The 16,928-nt window shown below is 63.8% G+C and carries 16 protein-coding genes; 4 read left to right on the plus strand and 12 right to left on the minus strand.

The genetic code is table 11. The features are described from left to right. Positions 1 to 101 precede the first annotated feature (101 nt). Positions 102 to 2,060 (plus strand): putative bifunctional diguanylate cyclase/phosphodiesterase, encoded by a 1,959-nt coding sequence (locus ACZ1JC_RS21675; RefSeq protein WP_465138196.1) that lies wholly within the window; start codon positions 102 to 104, stop codon positions 2,058 to 2,060. 7 nt (positions 2,061 to 2,067) lie between these two features. Here ACZ1JC_RS21675 and ACZ1JC_RS21680 read toward each other — a convergent pair whose 3' ends face one another. The 4 genes from ACZ1JC_RS21680 to ACZ1JC_RS21695 form a co-directional block, all read right to left on the minus strand. Continuing rightward, a complete protein-coding gene (locus ACZ1JC_RS21680) occupies positions 2,068 to 2,829 on the minus strand; it encodes a hypothetical protein (RefSeq protein ID WP_465138195.1) in 762 nt (253 codons plus the stop codon). Between the two features lie 103 nt (positions 2,830 to 2,932). Beyond that, complete coding sequence (locus ACZ1JC_RS21685) at positions 2,933 to 4,024, minus strand: linear amide C-N hydrolase (RefSeq protein ID WP_465138194.1); 1,092 nt, start codon at positions 4,022 to 4,024, stop codon at positions 2,933 to 2,935. Between the two features lie 26 nt (positions 4,025 to 4,050). Then, a complete protein-coding gene (locus ACZ1JC_RS21690; protein WP_465138193.1) occupies positions 4,051 to 4,977 on the minus strand; it encodes a hypothetical protein in 927 nt (308 codons plus the stop codon). A gap of 192 nt (positions 4,978 to 5,169) precedes the next feature. Continuing rightward, entirely contained in the window at positions 5,170 to 6,186 is a 1,017-nt protein-coding gene (locus ACZ1JC_RS21695) for a polyprenyl synthetase family protein (protein WP_465138192.1), read from the minus strand. A gap of 133 nt (positions 6,187 to 6,319) precedes the next feature. Here ACZ1JC_RS21695 and ACZ1JC_RS21700 point away from each other — a divergent pair, with 133 nt between their 5' ends. Further along, positions 6,320 to 6,619 (plus strand): chorismate mutase, encoded by a 300-nt coding sequence (locus ACZ1JC_RS21700; RefSeq protein ID WP_465138191.1) that lies wholly within the window; start codon positions 6,320 to 6,322, stop codon positions 6,617 to 6,619. Between the two features lie 79 nt (positions 6,620 to 6,698). On the opposite strand, the gene ACZ1JC_RS21705 is transcribed toward ACZ1JC_RS21700, so the two are convergent. The 4 genes from ACZ1JC_RS21705 to ACZ1JC_RS21720 all read right to left on the minus strand — a co-directional run bounded on the left by ACZ1JC_RS21705 (position 6,699) and on the right by ACZ1JC_RS21720 (position 9,641). After that, the gene (locus ACZ1JC_RS21705; protein WP_465138190.1) at positions 6,699 to 6,902 is read right to left on the minus strand and encodes a hypothetical protein; all 204 of its coding nucleotides are present in this window, start codon (positions 6,900 to 6,902) and stop codon (positions 6,699 to 6,701) included. A gap of 144 nt (positions 6,903 to 7,046) precedes the next feature. Further along, positions 7,047 to 8,363, minus strand: a complete 1,317-nt coding sequence (locus ACZ1JC_RS21710) for a sensor histidine kinase (RefSeq protein ID WP_465138520.1) — start codon at positions 8,361 to 8,363, stop codon at positions 7,047 to 7,049. A 121-nt stretch (positions 8,364 to 8,484) separates the two neighbouring features. After that, positions 8,485 to 9,162: a response regulator gene (locus ACZ1JC_RS21715; protein ID WP_132385684.1), complete on the minus strand. Its 678-nt coding sequence runs from the start codon at positions 9,160 to 9,162 to the stop codon at positions 8,485 to 8,487. Positions 9,163 to 9,296: 134 nt separating this feature from the next. Then, positions 9,297 to 9,641, minus strand: a complete 345-nt coding sequence (locus tag ACZ1JC_RS21720) for a PepSY domain-containing protein (RefSeq protein WP_465138189.1) — start codon at positions 9,639 to 9,641, stop codon at positions 9,297 to 9,299. A 174-nt stretch (positions 9,642 to 9,815) separates the two neighbouring features. On the opposite strand from ACZ1JC_RS21720, the gene ACZ1JC_RS21725 reads away from it, so the two are divergent. Next, entirely contained in the window at positions 9,816 to 11,600 is a 1,785-nt protein-coding gene (locus ACZ1JC_RS21725) for an ABC-F family ATP-binding cassette domain-containing protein (protein WP_465138188.1), read from the plus strand. A 178-nt stretch (positions 11,601 to 11,778) separates the two neighbouring features. Here the strand turns inward: ACZ1JC_RS21725 and ACZ1JC_RS21730 are convergent, their stop codons facing one another. Both ACZ1JC_RS21730 and ACZ1JC_RS21735 read right to left on the minus strand, forming a co-directional pair. After that, positions 11,779 to 13,020 (minus strand): glycosyltransferase, encoded by a 1,242-nt coding sequence (locus ACZ1JC_RS21730; RefSeq protein WP_465138187.1) that lies wholly within the window; start codon positions 13,018 to 13,020, stop codon positions 11,779 to 11,781. Between the two features lie 23 nt (positions 13,021 to 13,043). Continuing rightward, entirely contained in the window at positions 13,044 to 13,616 is a 573-nt protein-coding gene (locus tag ACZ1JC_RS21735; RefSeq protein ID WP_465138186.1) for a helix-turn-helix domain-containing protein, read from the minus strand. A gap of 90 nt (positions 13,617 to 13,706) precedes the next feature. Here ACZ1JC_RS21735 and ACZ1JC_RS21740 point away from each other — a divergent pair, with 90 nt between their 5' ends. Continuing rightward, positions 13,707 to 14,204, plus strand: coding sequence for a DUF6456 domain-containing protein (locus ACZ1JC_RS21740; RefSeq protein ID WP_465138185.1), 498 nt, complete (start codon positions 13,707 to 13,709; stop codon positions 14,202 to 14,204). Between the two features lie 72 nt (positions 14,205 to 14,276). Here ACZ1JC_RS21740 and secF read toward each other — a convergent pair whose 3' ends face one another. Continuing rightward, complete coding sequence (gene secF, locus ACZ1JC_RS21745) at positions 14,277 to 15,263, minus strand: protein translocase subunit SecF (RefSeq protein ID WP_465138184.1); 987 nt, start codon at positions 15,261 to 15,263, stop codon at positions 14,277 to 14,279. A gap of 12 nt (positions 15,264 to 15,275) precedes the next feature. Then, complete coding sequence (secD, locus tag ACZ1JC_RS21750; RefSeq protein ID WP_465138183.1) at positions 15,276 to 16,892, minus strand: protein translocase subunit SecD; 1,617 nt, start codon at positions 16,890 to 16,892, stop codon at positions 15,276 to 15,278. Positions 16,893 to 16,928: the final 36 nt, after the last annotated feature.

Raw genomic sequence — 16,928 nt, forward strand, 5'->3', positions numbered from 1 at the left:
CCCTCACCCGGCCTTATGTAGATATCGCCAAGTCGGAGGAAATTTTTGCCGCCATCCACTCTTCCTCAACGATTGTTACCTAACCGTGGCTGTCGGAGTTCATGACGTTGCAAGAAGCAGAAAACAGCCCCGCCAAGTCCTACCGTGCCGGCCAATTTCCTTTGCCGGTCGCGCAATACCTGCGCCTGCGAGAGCGGATTCCACCGCTTTACGGCCTGTTGTCGGTAAATGCCGGCATCCTAGCCTACACGCATCGCGCTCTTGCCCCGGGCTATCTCACGCTCACAATTCCCGCGATTCTGATCGCGCTTTGCATCGTGCGCATGATTGCTTGGATGCGCCCTACCACCGCAGCCGACTTCGATTGCGAGATCGCGCAGCACCGGATGCGGCGCACCACCTGGCTGGCGGTGATGATCTCGCTCGCATTCGTGGGATGGGCGTTGACGCTGGACCAGTACGGCGGCGCCTACGAACACGGGCATGTCGCCACCTTCGTCGCGGTAACCGTACTGGGCTGCGTGTTCTGCCTGACCTTCCTGCCCACCGCCGCGCTGCTGATCTGCGTGACGGTGCTGAGTATCTTCCTGGTCTACAGCGTTTTGATGGGGCCGCTGGTGCGCGTGGCCATCGCAGTGAACATCGCATTGGTCACCCTGGTGATCCTCAAGATCCTTCGCGACACCTACGATTCGTTCATCGCGCTGGAAACCACACAGCGCGCGCTGGCCAGCGAACGCCGGCAGGCGCAGGCGCTGGGGGCGGAAAATGCCCGGCTGGCGGAAACCGACGCGCTGACGGGCCTGCCCAACCGCCGCCATTTCTTCGGCTGCCTCGAATCGATGCTGGTCAACGCCGCCGCTGACGAAGTGTTCTACGTGGGCCTGATCGATCTGGACCGCTTCAAGCCGGTGAACGACACTTATGGCCATGCGCAGGGCGATCGCCTGCTGCAGGTGCTCGGCGAACGCATGCTGGCGCAGTGCCCCGACAATGCCGTGATCGCGCGTCTTGGCGGCGACGAATTCGGCCTGATCGTCAAAGGCGGCTGGACCGAAGCCGAAGCGGTGGCGCAAGCGCTCTGCATGGAAGTGCGTCGGCCCGCGCGGATCGGCGACATCGTCGTGGCCGTCGGCTGCTCAGCCGGCCTTGCCGATTTCCCCGGCAGCGGCCGCAGTGCGCACGAACTTTTCGACCGCGCCGACTTCGCACTTTATCACGCCAAGAACGAGAAGCGCGGCCAATGCGTTCGCTTCTCCAGCGAGTTGGAGCGCATGATCCGCACCGAGCAGGCGCTGGATGCCGCGCTGCAAACGGCCGACCTGTCGCGTGAACTTTCCATGGTCTACCAGCCCATCGTCGCGACCGAAAATCGCGCTCCCATGGGCGTCGAATGCCTTGCTCGCTGGACTTCGCCGACGTTGGGCGCGGTCGCCCCGGAAATGCTGATCGCATCGGCCGAACGCATCGGCCGCGCCCGCGAAGTGACGCTCGCGCTGTTTCAGCAGGCCCTTGCCGCGCTCGTCAGGCTGCCGGATTCGATGCATGTGTGCTTCAACCTTTCCGGGCAGGACATCGCCGATGCCGAAACCGTGGCTGCGCTGATCGCGCTGACCGAACGGTCCGGCGGCACGCCCACGCGGTTGATCTTCGAAATCACCGAAACCTCGCTGATTGCCAAGTTCGACAGCGCGCGGGACGCACTGGAAGGCCTGCGCGAGATCGGGGCGCGTGTCGCTTTGGACGATTTCGGCACCGGTTATTCCAGCCTTTCCTCGCTGCACCAACTTCCGCTCGACATGGTCAAGATAGACCGCAGCTTCGCACCGCGTCTTGACGAGTCGCGCGGCCGCCGACTGATCGCCGCGATCCGCAACCTTGCCCGTTCGCTTTCGCTGGATTGCGTGATCGAAGGGATCGAAACCGAGGAACAGATGCTCAGCGCGCGCATCGCAGGCTTCACGCTGGCGCAGGGTTATCACCTGGGCATGCCGATGCCGCTGGCCGATCTGCTGGAACGCTATGGCGCTGATCAGCGCAGCGCGTTCAGCGCCGCCTGAGTTCCTTTCAAAGCGAGATGCCGCGCACGCCGTAGGTAATGCGGATACGCACCCAAGTGCCGATCTGCGGCTTCCCGTTGATGCGCGGGGGCTGCACCTCGAACTGCCAAGCCGCATTGAAAACCGCCCGGCCAAAGCCCGATCCGCGCGGCGATTCTCCCAGGATCTGGCAATTGTCCACTTTGTAGTGCGGCTGGGTCTGGCAGGCGATCTCGCCCCAGCCGGACTGCGGACCACGGTTCGGCAGATAGCCGGCCAGCTGGGCGTCGGTCGGCTCCTTGTACCAGGCAGCGTTATAAAGAACGACCCCGCCAGGTCCTTCCCCCGGGCCGTAAACTCCACCTGACCCGCCGGCGGCCTGATCGCCCGAAGAGGACGAATCGCCCTTCATCTTGCCGATATCGGTGGCGGCGAAATCGTTGCTGGACATATGCAGGAACGTGAATGCCTGCTTCTGCGCAGCCGCCGGCTTTTCCACCGGCTTGTCCGGCGCGATGACGGGCGTGACCGCCTTGTGCTCGGTATGCTTGGCCTGCTGCTGTTTGGGTTGCTGCGGCGTATCGCCGCCCTGTTCCTTTTCGTGATCAACCACATCGAATGTCGTAAGCGCCGATGTCTTCTTCACCAGCGCCGGGACAAGACCCGTCTGGGTGATCGCCAGCAGCAGCGCGATCACCAGTATGGCTGCTGAAAGCAGCGACGAGATTAAGCGCTGGCGCGGCGACCCGGGCTGATAGCCGGTGGGCGCCAGCTCGGATTCGGTGGGCATCACGCGGTCTGGATAGACGCGAGGAAGGTGCGCCGCAATTGCAGGCTTGTTGCCGTTTTATTGCGGCCCGGATGTGTTGCCCGAATGGCGCAGGCGTTGCGCCTCAGCCGCTCAGGCCAAGGAACTTGAACGGCGCGTGATCAACGAATTGCCCCGATGCTTCGCCAGAGAATGTGTGGTCCTGGTTCGGTCCCAGATCCAGTGTCTTCACCTTCCCGGTTTCCTTGGAGAAATCGATCTTTTTCAGGTCCACCCAGAAGGTGTTCGGGGTCAGCGCCGATTCGAAGAAATAAAGCTGGCGCTTGTGATCGAACACCGTCCGCCAGCGGGTGGAGGAGATATTGGGCTCCTCCGGCGTGTTGATCCCGTAAGGGACCGAGGCATTGCGGATCACCGAAAACACGCTGGCCAGCGCCTTGTTCGGATCCTCATCCTTCGGAATCGCATTGATGTAGAACATCGTCCGGGCAAACCGGTCGGACGCGCGATTGGTGCCCGGCAGCATGACCGTGCCGCCGATCTGCTGCCAATAGCTGGCCAGCGCGAGCTGATGGTCGAAATGCGGCGAATTGGTCATGACCTGATATTGCCGGCCATGGTGGATCACCTGCTTGCCGCCGATATATTCGACGATGGCACTATCCCCCGTCGCGTCCGACATCGAAAGGTGCAGCGTGGTCAGGCGATCCTCGCCCGGTACATTGTCGGTAACGATCGTGAACGGCTCCTTCTGAAGCGCCGTCACCGCCTCATCCACCGTCGCGAAGTTGTCTAGCATGTACTGCGCCCAAGCGGCGATCGTCAGCCCCGGCTTTCCCTTGCCGTCGAAGTGCGGATATTCCGATTCCGCCAGCCAGAGCACATTCGCCTCCAGCCCCTTCTCGTTGACGCCATCGGTCGTGGAAACGTCGTAGCCGCTGACGATCACGCTGCCATATTTCGACGTCCACTTGATCGAATTGGGCCCGGCCTCCCCGCTGCGGGCGATGCCGCGCGGCAGGATCCAGAGATTGCTCAGGATGTCGCTTTTCCAGTCCATCGAACGGGCAGTGATGATGTTGCCGTTGGGTCCCAGGTACACGGCACGCGTACAGGCATCGGCCGCTACGCCCGCCATCAACATGGCCGAAAGCGCCAGCGCGCCGATCGGACGGAAGAACCTGGACGTGGCGCGCGATGCGGAAATGGGGAACATGCGGGGGCTCCTGTTCACGGTAAAAATCAGAAGAACATCGACAATCCCATCAGGGGTCCACGCTGCTGCATGTCCCAGATGAAACGACCGCGACCGGTGAAGTCTTCCTGGTCGTACTTCTCGTAGATGAAGCGATAGCCGGCTCGCAGGATCGTCCGCTGGCCGAACACATGGGTGCGATAGCCGGCCAAGGCCACGGCATTTACGCTGATGTCCGATCCCGCCCCGAACCCGCCCGCATCGCCTTGAACAAAGAGATTCCAGTGGCTGGACAAATCCGCATTGATGCGGAGCCCCACGAAGGGATCGACCCAGTCCGCGCCTTTGGAGATCTGCACCGCCAGCGGATCGACGGCGGCGTCCGCCTTCAGATCGGTCCACCGCAGCCCGGCCGTGGGTTCGAACGAGATATTGCGCGACACGCCGAAGGCGGTTTCGCCCGAAAGCGGGATGCTCCATGCCTTGTAATAGAAGCCGCCCGCCACGCGCGTGGTGCGGATGGAGAGATCGACCGGCAGCGAAAGCACCTGTTCCGTCTGCGACGTCTTCACATGCTGGGCATCGATATAGCCGCCCCAGCGGCCGCTGATGAATTCCACATTGCCCATCGCCGCAATGTCGAGATGCTTGAAAATATCCCCGAAGGGCAGATGGGCATTGCCCTGCAGGCCGGCCAGGCCAAGGTCACCGCCAAGCGATGCGCCCCAGATATAGGGGCTGACGATGATCGTCCAGTGCGTGCCCTTGCGGCCGGGCAAAGGCGCAGCAGAGGCGGGATTCGCGACAGCCGAACCGTCGTCCTGCCCCAATCCGTCTGCAGAAACGCCGAAGTCCATGGCTGGCAGGGCGGCGTCGGAAGATGTCAGATCGTCACGTGCCTGCGCCGCCGACGGAAGCGAGGCAGCCGCGCTTGCGGCGGCAAAGGGTAGCAAGACGTAACGTAGCCAGCCCATCAACGTCTCCTTCACAGGAATACGTAATGGCGCGAAGGCTAACTATCTTTTCCTCAAGTATCAACCAAATAGACTGGCGATCTTCTTGAGCGCGTTCACCACAAGTGCCGCTGGATACTTGTGAGCAACAGTACCTCGCAGGCATCGATTGAGCCTCGGCCAAGTTGCCGAGGCCCCTGCCGGCGTGCCCAATCAGTAGCGGCGGGCCACCGCGAACTCGACCGCCTCGCACATCGCATCACGCGCGGCACCGGCCGGGAAGATCGACAGCGCATCGCAGGCACGCTGGGCATAGAGCCGCGCGCGTTCCCGCGTCGCTTCCACGCAGCCATGGCGGTTGATCAGTTCGACCGCGTGGGCAAGATCTTCGTCCTCGGTACGGAAACCGGCGATGGCTTCTTCCCAGAACTTGCGCTCTTCGGCGTTGCCGCGCGCGTAAGCCAGGATGACGGGCAGCGTCATCTTGCCTTCGCGGAAGTCGTCGCCCTTGTCCTTGCCTGATTCGGACGCTTCCGAATCGTAGTCGATGGCATCGTCCACCAGCTGGAACGCGATGCCGAGGTTACGGCCATAGGAATCGAGCGCCAGTTCCTCCGCCTCGCTCTTTTCGGCAACGATCGCCGGAATGCGCGTGGCGGCGGCGAACAGCGCAGCGGTCTTGGAGCCGATGATCTGGAGGTAGTGTTCCTCGCTCGTCTCGATCCGGCGCTGCGCGGTCAGCTGGTCAACCTCACCCTCGGCAATGATCGAGCTGGCCTTGGAAAAGACCTTCAGAACCTTGAGGCTTCCGTCTTCCACCATCAGTTCGAAGGCGCGCGTGAATAGGAAATCGCCCACCAGCACCGTCGCCGGATTCCCGAAAACGATGTTCGCGGCGGCCTTGCCACGACGCATGTCCGAACCGTCGACGACGTCGTCATGCAGCAGTGTGGCGGTGTGGAGGAACTCCACCGCTGCCGCCAGCTTATGGTGGCGGTTACCCTGATAGCCGCACAGCTCTGCCGCAGCGACCATCAGCATGGGGCGCATACGCTTGCCCCCGCCCGAAATCAGGTGGCCGGCCAGAGCCGGAATCAGCGGGATCTCGCTTTGCATGCGGTCAAGGATGACCGCGTTGACGCTGTTCATGCCCGGCGCGGTCAGCGCCAGCATAGGGGCCAGGGAAGGCTGCGATCCGCGCGTGCGCAGGGGAATGACATCGGCACTCATCGGTTCGGCGCATTGCGCGTTTGCAGGCATTTAGGCAAGAGCGAATGCCACGATACGGGCAAACGATCCGATTGGCCCCATATCCCCGCGTGGACTGGAACCGCCCGCCAAGCCGTGCTAGCGGACCGATCCGATGACCGAGACCACGCCCGCAACCGACCCCGTCCTGGCCTCCTTCCGCGCCAGCATCGATAATATCGATGCCGCGCTGATCCACATGCTTGCCGAACGATTTCGGATCACGCAGGCCGTGGGCGCGTACAAGGCCGAAAAGGACCTGCCCGCATCGGATCCGGGCCGTGAAGAGCGCCAGATCGTGCGCTTGCGCAAGCTGGCGGAAGATGCGCAGCTGGATCCCGATTTCGGCGAGAAGTTCATCCGCTTCATCATCGATGAAGTGATCCGCCATCACGAGCGAGCGAAGGCGGGCTGAACGCCGCGGCTCCCAGAGCCGCCCGAACCTTTGAAATTCGAGCGGGATGCCGCCTCAGCGCCATCCCGCTCCGGCAGGCTCAATTCTCAACGAGATCCTGAAGGCGCGTCATCAGCGCCTGGATGCGCGTGGCGGCTTCGGCGAAAGTCTCAAGGTCTTCCTTGTTGCCGTCTTCGCGCGCTTCCTTGGCGGCTTCGACGTAGCCTTCCAGATCGGCTTCCAGAGCATCGACGATCATTTCGATCTCATCGGGCGACAGCGTGATCGTAACGGAATCGGTCATTAGGGGGGTATCCTCGATTACTGAGCCCGCGCCATGGAAGCGAACGACCACTTCCGCAACTGCCGCCGACACCGGTTCCACCGGATTTTGCGCCTGAATTATGTCAGGCCAGAGATATCAGTCACCGGATTCGAGCGAAAGATATCACGCGACCGCGCGCGGCAGGCATAGCCTTACCAGCAGGCCGCCAAGATCCTCGCTCTCGTCCAGTTCCACGGTTCCACCGTAGATTTCCACGACGTCGCGCACGATGGCCAGCCCCAGCCCGGTGCCGGGCTTGCCGGTATCCAATCGCGCACCGCGATCGAATATGCGAATGCGTTCGGCCTTGGGAATACCCATGCCGTCGTCCTCGATCCAGATTTCGCACAGGCGCGAATCGCGCACCGCGTCCACCGTGACAAAGACGCTGCCACCGCCATACTTGGCCGCGTTTTCGATCAGGTTGCCGAGAATCTCCTCAAGGTCCTGCTTTTCCAGCGCCGCAACCGCATCGTGATTGCCATCGAGATCGAATCGCGCCTGATCGTAAAGCCGCTCCACCGCACGCAGCACGGCTTCCAGACTGGGCCAGACATCCGCGCGGGATTGCCCCACGGCGCGGCGGCCAACCGCCCTCGCCCGCGCAAGGTGATGGTCCACCTGACGGCGCATCACCGCCGCTTCCCGGATCACGGTATCGGCCAGATCGGGCGCCTTGGCCGTCGCTGCGTTCATCACCACGGTCAGCGGGGTCTTCAATGCATGGGCCAGGTTGCCCGCATGGGTGCGTGCTTCCTCTGCCTGCCGCTCGTTATGGGCGAGCAGCGCGTTCAATTCCTCCACCAGCGGCTCCACCTCGCGCGGGAGCGCGTCGTGGACCCGTGCCGAGCCGGTGGTGCGCAGCTTCTGGATGGCGCGGCGCACGTGCCGCAGCGGGAACAGGCCGTACCACGTCTGCATCCCAGCCATCAGCAGCAGGCCAAAGCCCAACGCCACGAAGCTGTAGAACAGGATCGCGCGGATCATCTTGATCTGCTCGTCCAGGTCGGCACGGCTGGCGGCGACCGTGAACATCCATTTGGTGTTGCTGCCCGGCAAAATGATGGACCGTTCCATCACGCGCAGCGGCTCGCCAGCGAACTGGCCCGAATCGTACACATGCGGCTGCGCGTCGAAATGATCGGCCGGCACGTCCAGACTGCGATCCCATAGCGAGCGCGACGGGAAATCCTCATGCCCCTTGCCGCGAATCTGCCAGTAGAGGCCCGAATTCGGCTCAAGGAAGCGCTGGTCGCCCAGCGGGCGGTTGAAGAACACCTCGCCGTCCGGCCCGATCTCTGCCGATCCGATCATGCCTGTGAGCATGTAGCCCAGCTGCTCGTCGTAATTGCGGGTGACGAGGCCGGCCAGCGTGTGATCCAGCGCCAGCCCGCCGACCAGCAGCAGGATCGAAATCCATCCCGCCGCGATCAGCATCATGCGCCGGGCGAGCGAACCCGTGGACGCCTCACGCGGAAAACGCGCGCGCGAACCTTGCTGCGCGGGATCGGCAGTCACGGGCTCGGCGGCGGCCTCCGCCGCCCCTTCAGCCACGCGATCCTCAGCCGCGGCCGGGTTCTGCGGGATCGTCGAGGCTGTAGCCAAGACCACGGATCGTCGTGATGACATCGGCACCCAGCTTCTTGCGAATGCGGGTGACGAAGACCTCGATCGTGTTCGAATCGCGGTCGAAATCCTGATCGTAGATATGCTCGATCAGTTCGGTGCGGCTGACCACCTTGCCCTTGTGATGCATCAGGTAGGACAGCAGCTTGTATTCCTGCGCGGTCATCTTCACCGGCTCACCGGCCAGCGTGACGCGGCCCGAACGGGTGTCGAGACGGACATCGCCCGCAGTCAGTTCGCTGGAGGTATTGCCCGAAGCACGGCGGATCAGCGCACGCAGGCGGGCGATCAGTTCCTCGGTCTGGAACGGCTTGGCCAGATAGTCGTCGGCGCCGGCGTCAAGACCGGCCACCTTGTCGGACCAGGAATCGCGCGCGGTCAGTACCAGCACGGGGAAGTCACGCCCTTCGCGGCGCCACATGCCCAGCACGGTAAGGCCATCGATCTCGGGCAGGCCAAGGTCGAGGATCACGGCGTCGTAATCTTCGGTGGAGCCAAGGAAATGTCCATCCTCGCCATCCGTCGAAAGGTCGACGGCATAGCCGGTCTGTTCCAGCGTGGTCTTCAGCTGGTTGCCGAGTGTGGGTTCATCCTCGACGATCAGGATGCGCAAATCGGTCTCTCCCTCGATGAGGTGCCCGGACTGGGCGGCATAAATGAATGAAGCAAATGGGATGAAAGGCCGAAAGCGTCAAGCGATCCGGCCGGTCGCTGCAACGCAAGCGCGGAAAACCGCCGACCGGCCAATCAGCGCGACTGGCCGATCACGCGGCCGGTGCGGGCATCCACATCGACGAAATAGACCTTTCCGTTCTGGATGAATTTAAGCCGGTACGCCATGGCGGCCGGATCGTAATCGGGGCCGAGATACTGCATCCCGCCCATGCGCGGCAGCACCAATTGCTCGATCTGGCGGATCGACAGGATATTGCCGGCCTTGCGCTCACGGCGTGCCTCGCCCTGATCGCCGCCCGGATCGGCGTGCGCGCCAAGCGTGGGCACGACCAGTGCAAACGCGGCAACCGCGATCGCACCCAACGATGCGCTCAAAGATGCGCGACCTGTTGCAAGGGAGGAGACGAAGCGTTTCATAATGCCTTGCGTGCCTAAGCACCGGGGCTTGAACAAGTCCTGAATGTGGCAGGAAGGAGGCACAGGCTGAAATGTGTTGCACGAATCCCACGCCTGTCTTGCAGTCTCCGCTGCACTGCCCACCGTGAGAGGTCGCTTGCCAGCCCCCCGCTCTGGCCTGTAGGGCGCGCAGCCATGGCACTTGCACCAATTCTCAGCTGGGAAGGCCTTGGCCTGATCCAGGGCTCCGGCTGGCTCTTCCAGGACCTCGACATCAACATCGCCCCGCGCGACCGGCTTGCCCTGATCGGCCGCAACGGCGCGGGCAAGACCACGCTGCTGAAGCTGATCGCCGGCACCGTGGATGCGGACAAGGGCACGCGCTCCGTCCAGCCCGGCACGCGCGTGGTGACGCTGGAGCAGGATCCGTTCTTCACCGGGTTCGACACGCTGCTCGATTTCGCGATCCACGGCGACGATGCGCCGCAACGGCACGAGGTCGAAGCGATCGCCGACCAGCTCGGTGTGGACCTCTCGCGCGAAGCCAAGAGCGCTTCGGGTGGTGAGCGCCGCCGCGCCGCGCTTTGCCGCGCCCTCGCCTCCGAGCCGGACCTGCTGCTGCTGGACGAGCCGACCAACCACCTGGACCTTGCCGCGATCGACTGGCTGGAATCCTGGCTGCAGCGCTACAACGGCGCGTTCGTGGTGATCAGCCACGACCGTACCTTCCTGACCCGCCTGACCAACGCCACGCTCTGGCTGGACCGGGGCGGCCTGCGCCGCCGCGACATCGGCTTCGGCGGTTACGAGGCGTGGGAAGAGGAAGTCTATGCCGAGGAGGCCCGTGCCGCCGCCAAGCTGGACGCCAAGCTGAAGATCGAGGCGCACTGGCTGGAACGCGGCGTGACCGCGCGGCGCAAGCGCAACCAAGGCCGCCTTGCCAAACTTTGGGAAATGCGCGCCCAGCGTGCCTCCATGATGGGCCCGCAAGGCGCCGCGAAGCTGGCCGTGGTGGCGGACGACAGCAAGACCAAGTCGGTCATCGTCGCCGAACACGTGACCAAGCGGTTTGGAGACCGCACGATCATCAAGGACTTCAACTTGCGCATCCAGCGCGGCGACCGCATCGGCGTGGTCGGCGCCAATGGTTCGGGCAAGACCACGCTGCTCAAGATCCTGATGGGCGAAATGCAGCCCGATGAGGGCAAGGTGACGCGCGCGGCCACGCTGGACGCCACCTTCATCGACCAGCAACGCAGCCGCATGAATCCCGAAATGCGCATTCGCGACGTGCTGGCCGAAGGCGGTGACTGGATCGACGTGGTCGGCGTGCGCAAGCACATCCAGGGTTACCTCAAGGACTTCCTGTTCGATCCGGGCCTTGTCGAGGCGAAAGTCGGCACCCTATCGGGCGGTGAACGTTCGCGCCTGCTGTTCGCCCGCGAGTTCGCCCGCACTTCCAACCTGCTGGTGCTGGACGAACCGACCAACGACCTCGACCTTGAAACGCTGGACCTGCTGCAGGAAGTGATCGCGGATTACGATGGCACCGTGCTGATCGTCAGCCACGATCGTGACTTCCTGGATCGCACGGTGAACGTCACGCTCGGCCTTGACGGATCGGGCCATATCGACGTGATCGCGGGCGGCTATGCCGACTGGGAGGCCAAGCGCCGCCAGCGCACCAGCGCCGGCAAGGCCAAGGCGAAGGCAGAGGGCGCCGCTCCGCCTCCTCCCCCGCCGCCGAAGAAGGGTAAACTGTCCTACAAAGACCAGCGCGACTACGAACTGCTGCCCAAGAAGATCGAGGAACTGGAAGCCGCCATCGCCCGCGACGAAGCGGCCATGGCCGATCCGGCGCTCTACACGCGCGATCCCGGCAAGTTCGCCAGCCTTTCCGCCGCCATCGACAAGGCGCGCGGCGACAAGGAAGCGGCCGAGGAACGCTGGCTGGAACTGGCCGAACAGGTCGAGGGATAAGCTCCCTTAGGAGATAAGAGACCGTTTGGAAAATGCCCGTGGGGGCATTTTCAGAGCGGGACCAGCCCACTCCCCCACCCTACCACCCATTGGTAGTATCCTGCGGGTGGTAGGGTGGGGGAGTGGGCTGGTCCCGCGAAATTCGCTCTCCGCGAATTTCCAAACAGACTCTAAGGCGTCAGGACGCCGTTACGGCGTCCTGAAGTTCCCCTTCCGGCGCACCCCCAACCGGGCTGCCCTCCAGCACCGCGCGCCAGAAGCGCACGAGGTTCTGCGCGTTCACGCCCCATGAGAAACGCGCGACATTGGCCGAAACCTGTTCCTGACTGGGCGGATCGGCAAGGATATCGCGCACGGCTTCGGCAATGGCGTCCGGCGTGCGCTCTGCAAGGCGGCCCGCGCTGGGGTCCTTCACCACTTCGCGCGCGCCGCCGATCGCGGGGATGACGATAGGCGTGCCGCAGGCCAACCCCTCGATCCAGACATTGGCCAGCCCTTCGCTTGCCGAAGGCAGCACCAGTACGTCAGCGGCACAAAGCAGGTGCGGCAGCAGATCGTGCCCCACTTGCCCCAGGAACTGCACCCGATCGTCCACGCCCAGTGACTTGGCCAACGCGCGCAACGCACGTTCGTCCTCGCCAACGCCCGCCAGCGCCAGACGCACATCGGGAAGCTGCGCCAGAGCCTCGATAACCAGCCGCTGGCCCTTGCGTGGGATCAGGGAGCCCGGCGTCACGATCAGCGGCCCTTCGGACCAGATGCCGAGATCGGGCAAGGCCGATACCAGTGCGCGCGCCGCGCCGCGCTCTATGGGGTGAAACCGCTCGCGATCGAGGCCGGTGTAGTGAACGGCGATGCGGTCCGCCGGCATGCCCAGCGCGATCATGTCGGCCTTGAGAGCCTCGCTCACCGCCAGCAGTCCGGCCGCCTGATGCGCGGCCTGCTGCATCTGCTTCAGCGCCGCGGGTCGCTGGCCCCAATAATGGATGTCCGCCCCGCGCGACTTGATGGTCAGCGGCAAGCCCAGTTCGCGCGCCACGATGGCGGCAGCGGGGCCATCGGGGAAGAAGAACTGCGCGTCCACCAGATCGAACGGCTGCTCTGCATGAAGCTGCCGGGCCAGCGGCAGCACCGCCTTGGCGATTCGCGCCGGGTTGCTGTCTCCGCCGATCTTCGGGATCAACGTGAATTTGGGATAGAGCACTTCGATTCCGGAGGCATCGCTCGCCTCGGGAAGCGCAGCCAGCGCATCGTAAGGCTTGCGGCGCGAAAGCGGCCATGGCGGCACGCCGACCGGGCTGACCATCACAAGGTCCACCGCGCAGTTGGCGACCACCGCCCGCATCTGGTTGCCCACGAAAATGCCGAAGGACGGCTTCGCGGGATTGGGAAACAGCGTGGCAATCGAGAGGATGCGCATGAGGTGCCTCTATGCGGGAGAAGTTAGAGCTTTCTGACCAGCATCTCCGCAACCGCCAGCCATTGCGGATGTTCCACAGGGACTTGCGCCCGCCCGACAGCCGGAGCCGAGAGCACGACGCGTTCTCCCGCGCAATCGATCAGACGGCCGAATGCAAAGCGCCCGGCCGGGCGTGGCACCAGCACGTCGCGGTTAAGCAGCCGCATGGCCTGCGCCGGCGGATATTGCCGCATCCACACCTGATCTCCGGCGCGGTATTCGCCGGCCGAACTCTCCACATCCAGCACCAGCCACGGCGCGTCGGCCGCCAGTTCGCTGGGCAGGACGGCCTCACGCGGGGCCAGCGGTGCTTCGGGCCCGGCCTCCGTCAAGACTGCGACGATCATCGCCGGATCACGCGTTTCGCTGCGCAGTAGGAGTTCCGGCTCAACCTGCAGGGCGGCGGCGATCCGGTTCATCCAGCCCAGCGAAAGCGTGCGCATTCCGGTTTCCAGCCGTCCGATGGTCTGCGCGGTCGTCGCTGGTTGGCAGGCGGCGGCGACATCGGCCAGCGTCAGCCCCTTCTGCTGGCGGATGTCGCGGATGCGGTTGATCAAGGCGGGCTCCGGAATAACCAATTAGGTTTCCACTTTCCTACACGTGATCCATTTTGGCAAGTTCCCTCCGATCCAAACCGGGAGGTATCGATGAAGCAGTATCTGGTGGAGCGCGAACTTACCAGCGAAGGACCCGCCCCGGGCGAGGGTCCGGCCAATGGCGCAAGGGCAAGACGGAATCGCCGTACCGTGACGGTCAATCTCGCCGAATCGTCGCTTTCCTGGCTCCACGCGCGGGGCCACCTCAGCGACCGGCGCTTCGCCGCCGGCGAACTGCTACGCGCCGACTGGGAACGTGCCCAACTGTCACCCCGCGTGACGATGCGTTGGGAGCCGGTGCGGATCGGCGGCAGCTCGGGCACTGCGGATCTTACGCCGGGCGAGCGCCAGATCGCCGCCAAGGCGCGCTTCGACGGGGCGATCGCGGCCGCTGGCCCCGGACTGGAGGATGTTCTCTGGCGCGTGGTCTGTGCCGGGGAATCGCTCCCCCTCGCCGAAAAGGCGCTGGGCTGGCCGATGCGCAGCGGCAAGCTGGTGCTGGGCCTCGCGCTCGACCGGGTGGCGGATTACCACCGAATCCCGGAATAAGTCGGCAAACACGAAAAAGGGGCCACTTCCCTTCCGGGAATGGCCCCTAATCCATTTCAAGCCGAACCGGCGTCAGGGACGCGCGCTACGCTCCCGCGCAAGGCGTTCCTGGCGGTCGATCTCGCTCTCGGTCTTGACGAAGCTGTCGCTGGTCACGCCCAGCCAGATCAGGATCGGCGCGGACATGAAGATCGAGCTGTAGGTACCGATGAAGATGCCCAGCGTGATCGCCGCGGTGAAGCCGAAGATCACGTCCGGCCCCAGCAGCAGCAGCGACACGAGCATGATCAGCACCGACAGCGAGGTCGCGACCGTGCGCGACAGCGTCTCGTTCACCGAGAGGTCGAGCAGTTCGTTCATCGGCATGCGCCGGTACTTCTTCATGTTTTCGCGGATACGGTCGTAGACGACGATCTTGTCGTTCAGCGAGTAGCCCAGCAGCGTCAGTAGGGCCGCAACGATGTTGAGGTCGAACTCCATCTGCGTCAGCGAGAACATGCCCACCGTCAGCAGGATGTCCTGCACCAGCGCGAACAACGCACCCGCAGCGAACTGCCATTCGAAGCGGATCCAGATGTAGATCGAGATGCAGATCATCGCGAGGCCGAGCGCGACCATGCCGGTATGGAACAGTTCGCCCGAGACCTTGCCCGAGACCGAATCGACACCGTCGACACGGGCATCGGCAAAGTCATGGCGCACCTTCTCGGTGATCTGGCGTGCCATGCCGTCGGCCAGCTTCGGATTGTCATCCGCGCCTGCCGGCAGCTTCATGCGGACCGAGACTTCGTTCGGCTTGCCGAAAGTCTGGATCACCGGTTCGCCGAAGCCCAGCGAATCGACGCTCTTGCGCAGCGCGCCGACCGGCGCTGTCGCACTATGTTCGAAGGTCACGCGGATCATCTGGCCGCCGACGAAGTCGACGCCCAGGTTGAGCCCGTGGGTGAACAGCAGCACGATGGAAGCAGCCATCGCCAGCAGGTTGGTAATGAAGAACGGCCACTGCCAGCGCAGGAAGTGGATATTCGTGTGATCGGGGATAAGCTTTAGGAGCTTCATGCGCCGGTACCTTTATACGTTCAGGTCGCTGGGGCGGGTGCGACGCAACCAGCCCGCAACCCACATCCGGCTCATCGTGACGGCGGTGAACACCGAAGTGACGATGCCGATCATGAGGACGACGGCGAAACCACGAACCGGGCCCGAACCGAACGCAAACATCAGCACCGCCGAAATGGCATTGGTGATGTTGGCATCGAAGATGGCGCGGCTTGCTTCCTTGTAACCCAGCTCGACCGACTGCACGACGCGGCGGCCACGGTGGCGTTCCTCACGGATACGCTCGTTGATCAGCACGTTGGCGTCGACCGCGGCACCGATGGTCAGAACGAAACCGGCGATGCCCGGCAGCGTCAGCGTCGTTCCCAGCATGGCCATGATGCCAAGGATCATCAGCACGTTGAAGATCAGCGCCAGGTTCGCATAGGCGCCGAAGCGGCCATAAGTAAGGAAGATGAACAGCATCAGCAGAACGGTGCCGACGCCCATGGCGACGACGCCCTTCTGGATCGAATCCGCACCAAGGTCGGGGCCGACGGTGCGTTCCTCAACCACGGTGAGGTCGACCGGCAGCGCGCCCGAACGCAGCGCGATGGCAAGCTGGGTGGCCGACTGGACCGTGAAGCTGCCCGAAATCTGCGCACCGCCGCCAAGGATCGGTTCGCGAATGCTGGGGGCCGAAAGCACCTTGCCGTCAAGGATGATGGCGAAGCGCTTGCCGACGTTTTCGGTGGTCAGCTTGGCGAACTTTTCCCCGCCCTGCTGATTGAACGTGATCGAGACGACGGGCGCGTTGGTCTTCTGTTCGAAGCCCTGCTTGGCGTCGGTCAGTTCGTCGCCCTTGATGCCGCCAAGGCGCTTCACCGCAATCACGGGAACGCCCTGCGCGGCAGGATCCTTGGGATCGGCCCAGGGAACGACCTGCGAACCCGGCGGCACGATGCCCTTGGCCAGATCGCTGGGCACGGCGGTTTCGTCCACCATCTTGAATTCAAGCTTGGCGGTCTGGCCCAGCAGGTTCTTCAGCGCCTGCGGGTCCTGAAGACCGGGGACCTGCACGTCGATGCGGGTGCCGCCCAGGCGGCGAATGTCGGGCTCCTTGGTGCCCAGCGCGTCGATACGCTTGCGCACGACTTCAACGGCGGTCTCCATCGCATTGCTGATCGCAAGGTCGATACCCGCCTGCGTCGGCACCAGGATGAACCGGTTGCCGTCCTGCACGGTAATGTCCCAGTCGCGCTGGCCGGAAAGGCCGGCACCGGACGTCAGCGGCAGGATCGCCTCGCGTGCTGCGTCCACTTGCGCGGGATCGCGCACGGTGAAGCTCAGCTTGCCGCCAGAGCTGGAAACGTCACCGATGGAAATGCGCGGCTCGGCCTGGCCAAGGCGCGTGCGCACGGATTCTTCCATGCCTTCCAGACGCTGCTGGGTGACCTGATCGCGATTGGCTTCCAGCAGCAGACGGCTGCCGCCTGCCAGGTCGAGACCCAGATTGATCTTGGGGCTCGGCAGTGCGCTTGGCCAGTTCAGGTTCGGCGAAAGCGAAACCAGCGAAGGCAGGGCGCAGGCGCTGAAGAACAGCGTCAGCGCCCAATACCAGGCCTTCTTCCAGGTAGGAAATTCGAGCATAGCCTCAGGCTTCTCTCAATAGGATGTAGGGCCGAA

Source organism: Sphingomonas sp. BL-S-28, assembly GCF_055521515.1.